The organism is Mucilaginibacter sp. (genome assembly GCF_039207105.1).
Classification (GTDB): Bacteria; Bacteroidota; Bacteroidia; order Sphingobacteriales; family Sphingobacteriaceae; genus Mucilaginibacter.
Genome location: NZ_JBCECK010000258.1, coordinates 1 through 4,400, shown reverse-complemented (window position 1 = coordinate 4,400; position 4,400 = coordinate 1). Strand labels below are relative to the sequence as shown.

General features: G+C 41.6%; 5 protein-coding genes and 1 pseudogene. 2 read left to right on the top strand and 4 right to left on the bottom strand.

The genetic code is table 11. From position 1 onward, the window contains the following. A pseudogene (locus AAGC65_RS25135) lies at window positions 1-541 on the bottom strand (DNA mismatch repair protein MutS); the annotation flags it as partial. A 305-nt stretch (window positions 542-846) separates the two neighbouring features. On the opposite strand from AAGC65_RS25135, the gene AAGC65_RS25130 reads away from it, so the two are divergent. Continuing rightward, on the top strand, window positions 847-1,335 hold the full coding sequence (locus tag AAGC65_RS25130; protein WP_343115209.1) for an OmpA family protein: 489 nt from the start codon (window positions 847-849) through the stop codon (window positions 1,333-1,335). Window positions 1,336-1,404: 69 nt separating this feature from the next. Here the strand turns inward: AAGC65_RS25130 and AAGC65_RS25125 are convergent, their stop codons facing one another. Continuing rightward, window positions 1,405-1,962, bottom strand: a complete 558-nt coding sequence (locus AAGC65_RS25125) for a sugar O-acetyltransferase (RefSeq protein ID WP_343115208.1) — start codon at window positions 1,960-1,962, stop codon at window positions 1,405-1,407. A 253-nt stretch (window positions 1,963-2,215) separates the two neighbouring features. Then, a complete protein-coding gene (locus tag AAGC65_RS25120) occupies window positions 2,216-3,151 on the bottom strand; it encodes a cation diffusion facilitator family transporter (RefSeq protein ID WP_343115207.1) in 936 nt (311 codons plus the stop codon). A gap of 182 nt (window positions 3,152-3,333) precedes the next feature. Between AAGC65_RS25120 and AAGC65_RS25115 the strand changes: the two genes are divergently transcribed. Further along, window positions 3,334-3,696 carry a hypothetical protein gene (locus AAGC65_RS25115; RefSeq protein WP_343115206.1) on the top strand — a complete coding sequence of 121 codons (363 nt, stop codon included), beginning with the start codon at window positions 3,334-3,336 and terminating at the stop codon, window positions 3,694-3,696. Between the two features lie 121 nt (window positions 3,697-3,817). On the opposite strand, the gene AAGC65_RS25110 is transcribed toward AAGC65_RS25115, so the two are convergent. Further along, a complete protein-coding gene (locus tag AAGC65_RS25110; RefSeq protein WP_343115205.1) occupies window positions 3,818-4,372 on the bottom strand; it encodes a hypothetical protein in 555 nt (184 codons plus the stop codon). Window positions 4,373-4,400 lie beyond the last annotated feature (28 nt).

Here is a 4,400-nt window from a genome sequence, read left to right as displayed (position 1 = left end):
GGCTTTTAGGGTAAATCACCTCACTGGGCGAAAAACTTTGCAGCAGCTTGTCAATGTAATCACTGTTGCCTTGTGCTGTCAGGAACTCCCCTGTTGAAATATCAATCAAGGCAATGCCGATGGTATTTTTTTCAAAATGCAGCGATGCCAGGTAATTATTGCTTTTTTGGTGCAGTATATTGTCGTTGGTGGCTACACCAGGGGTAACCAGCTCGGTAACGCCACGCTTAACAATGGTTTTGGTAGTTTTTGGGTCTTCCAGCTGATCGCAAATGGCCACACGCTGCCCGGCCCTTACCAGTTTTGGTAAATACGTTTCGAGTGAGTGGTGCGGGAAACCGGCCAGCTCAATATGCGTGGCGGCGCCATTAGCGCGACGGGTAAGCACAATGCCTAATATCCCCGAGGCTTTGATGGCATCTTCGCCAAAGGTTTCATAAAAATCGCCTACGCGAAACAGCAGCAAAGCACCCGGGTATTTAACCTTGATGGTGTTGTATTGCTGCATTAAGGGGGTTTCTTTGGTAGTATCTTTAGCCAAGCGGTTATCCTTTTTATTAATCGGCTAAGTTAATGCATTGCCCCCGGTTTTAAGGAATTGTGGAAAATTTGACGTGGTGTGGAATATGACATTAAACCTCGTATTTGAAATTTATCTGTTACCAAATTTGCTGTTCATCGCTGTTTATAAAAACACGCACAACCTGCACGAATATTTTACTACCCACTGTTATACAGTAGTTTACGATACACATCACAATAAGCTTTAGTTAATAAACAATGTCAATAAGTTAAGCTTTCTTAAGATATACCTTATGGAATAATTATTAACTAATTGAGCAAACCATGAAAACAAATTTTTTTCCTTTGGCTTTATTTGCCTTGATGTTAATAAGCATCGAAGCAAACGCGAATATCAACCCACCTAAGCCCGTTTATAAAAGCACCACGCCACCCAAACGTGCTATGACCATAGCCGAACTAACCGGCAACCTTCAGTTTGATTTTGGCAAGGCTGATATCCGCATCAAATATGATGATCAGTTAGATCAGCTTGCCAAAATGCTGATCGACAAAAATTACTCCCTGGCACTCCGCGGCCACGCCGATTCAATTGGCACTTATGTGGGCAATTGGAAACTATCTGACAAGCGGGCCAACCGCATCAAAGATTACCTGGTTAAAAAAGGCGTATCTGCCGAAAAAATAGTGACTACACCATTTGGCAGTACCATGCCCATTGCCAGCAACAAAACACCAGAGGGCAGGCAAAAAAACCGCAGGGTTGAGGTCAGGATAAACGCTATCAATAATACTTTAAACACGTCACTTTAAACAACCCTATATATAAACAGCTATTTTTATAGCTGTTGTCAAGGCAGCTGCTTAATGCGGCTGCCTTTTTTATAAATGTTTGATCACACGGCAAGGGTTACCTGCGGCTACCACGTTGGCGGGTATATCTTTAGTAACCACACTGCCCGCACCTATAGTAGTATTATCGCCAATAGTAACACCAGGACAAACAATAACGCCACCACCCAGCCAAACGTTATTGCCAATGGTAATTGGAGCGGCATACTCCGGCCCTTTGATGCGTTCAGAAGCTAATACGGGATGATAGGCTGCATACAACTGCACATTGGGCGCCATAAATACATTATCGCCCAGTGTAATACGGGCGCAATCGAGTATAATACAGTTAAAATTCATAAACAGGTTTTCGCCGGCAAAAATATTGGAACCGTAATCGCAATAAAATGGCGATTGTATATCAATGTTGTTTTCAAACTTTCCCAACAACTCTCTCAAAATAACCTTTTTGGCTTCCTGATCGTCGTAGCTTAGCGCGTTGTATTTTGTAAATAATTGACGCGCTTTGGAGCGGCCTGCTACTAATTCGGGGTCGCCTGCATTGTAGAGCTCGCCGTCGAGCATTTTCTGGAGTTCTGATTTTGCCATAAGGTGATTTTGCTTAAATATATTGATTCTTGGGAAATAATCTGTTGTGCAGAGCGACGCTATCAACGAATTGACTTAAAAAGGGGGCTCCTATGGAGCCATTAAACATTATTTGATTTGCTATAAACAGGTAGTTCCTCCGGAACTTTATCAATTTTCTCAACTCCAGCGGAGTTGCGTGTTTATAGTATAAAAAAAATTAAGAATGGCACCGTAGGTGCCTCCTGATTTCCCAAAAGAAGTTCTCTCTCTGTTAAATATAAGTCTGCACATTAGGGCTTACCTTATCCATGTAAGTTTCGGGCTGAATGATCACAAAATGAATGAGGCTGTACTCGTCCTTAACCCTGTTGCGGATGCGGGAGATGGCTTCATTGATCTCATCGGTATTCAAATTTGGTTTAAAGGCCACAATAAGCATCAGCAGTATCTCACTTGGCGACTGGTAGGTTGACAGGACGTGCATCAGTTTTAATACATCGGTATCCTCCTCCACTATTTCATTAATACGAACCTTGGTTTGCTTGCTGATGCCTTCGCCCATGAGCAGGCTGCGGCTTTCGCGCGCCAGTATAATAGATACGCCTACCAATAGTAAACCCACCAGCAATGAAGCTACACCATCCAGATAATCAAGATGATAATGATGGCCCAAAAACAGGCAGATCATCACGATAAACAAACCGATCACGGCCGCGCCATCTTCAAACAGTACCAGGAAGGTAGACGGATCTTTGCTGTTGGTGATGGCCTGCCACCAGGTTTGATCGCCCCGGAGCTTATTAAATTCTTTGGCCGATATAATAAACGAAGTTCCCTCAAATACTACCGACAAGCATAACACCACATAACTCCAGGTTGGGTTACCGGGTATATCCGGATGAATAATATGGCTGATACCCTGATAAATGGATACACCGCCTCCCAGGCCAAATATTAATATAGATACGATGAACGAATAAAAATAAAGCTCCTTACCATAACCAAAAGGATGCCGGGCATCGGGTTTCTTTTTGCTTTGATGCAAGCCCAGCAACAGCAATAACTGATTGGCGGTATCAACCACCGAATGAACCCCTTCTGATAGCATAGCAGCACTGTTGCTTATAAAACCAGCTATAAATTTGGTTATTGCTATAAGCAGGTTTGCAGCCAACGCGCTGTAAATAGATTTATTTGATGATGCCATATCCTAAAACCTAATGCACACAGCGCCTAATTGTTTGCAAAAAGAGTGAGGTATTAAAATATTTCCGGTTGATTATATATACCTGCAATAATCTGAGGGCAATAGTCAAAATAATTAAAACCTTAAGTATCTGAAATATGTTATCTTATTAGTTAATTTTTAAAACAATTAAAGAAAAAATTATGAGAAATTTAAGAATCACGGCAGCAGCCATCGCGCTCACCTTTACCGCATCTGTGGTATTTGCCGGCAATCATAAAGCTGATGATCAGCAAAAAGCCAATGGCTTAAATATTAAAAAAACAATAATGGTTACGGATACCGTTCCGGGTAAGAAAAAAACGCCTAACCCAACACCTATGCCTAATCCTAATCCAAATCCAAATCCATCGCCTACACCGATGCCAAACCCGAATCCGAATCCGTCGCCTACGCCTATGCCAAATCCAAATCCATCACCTACGCCAACGCCTAATCCGAGCCCTACACCGTCACCTTCACCAAACCCAAGCCCTGCGCCAACTCCTAACCCTCCGGGTAAATAATAAAAAAGGCCCGGTACAAATTGTACCGGGCCTTTTTTATTATTAATTGGCCACGCTGACAAAAGCTTAGCCTAAAAAAATATTTATTTAGTTCAACTTAATTATGTCAATAAAACTATGATTAATTGTTCACAAAGCTATAAGGCAAATTGGTGAATGATCCCAGCAAAATCTGTTGTACATTGATGGATATAATGTTACCGGATTGATCTTTATTTACCTGTTTTGACGTGAAAGAATACGTACCTGTGATCAATTTTTTATCTGTGTCAATACCTGATATAATTACCGAGCCTGAGCCGGGTTCAACAACACCGATCTGGTCAAAGCCACCCTGCGCGTTTTGAGTCAAATATTTCAGTACCACTCTTGAGGTAGTATCAACCTTGTATGTAGCTAATCCAAAGGTATTATCATTAGTACTGTTTGGTAATGTAATATTGATGCTTACCTGTTGCTGGGTAGCTGTACCGGTAACGGTGAACGATTTGGTTTTTGCAGCAGCGTTATAAGTAATCGCGGCACTTACAGTATCAGGGTTCCAAGCTACGCCGTTAATATTGGCAGACAGAATTTTATCAGAAGTGGTAGAAGCAGTAGTAGTTTCGTCCTTTTTACAGCTTTGAATAAATATAGCTGATAAAAGTAACAGCATAATTAGTTGAGTTTTCTTCATATATAAATTTTATGCAAATAACGCTCTT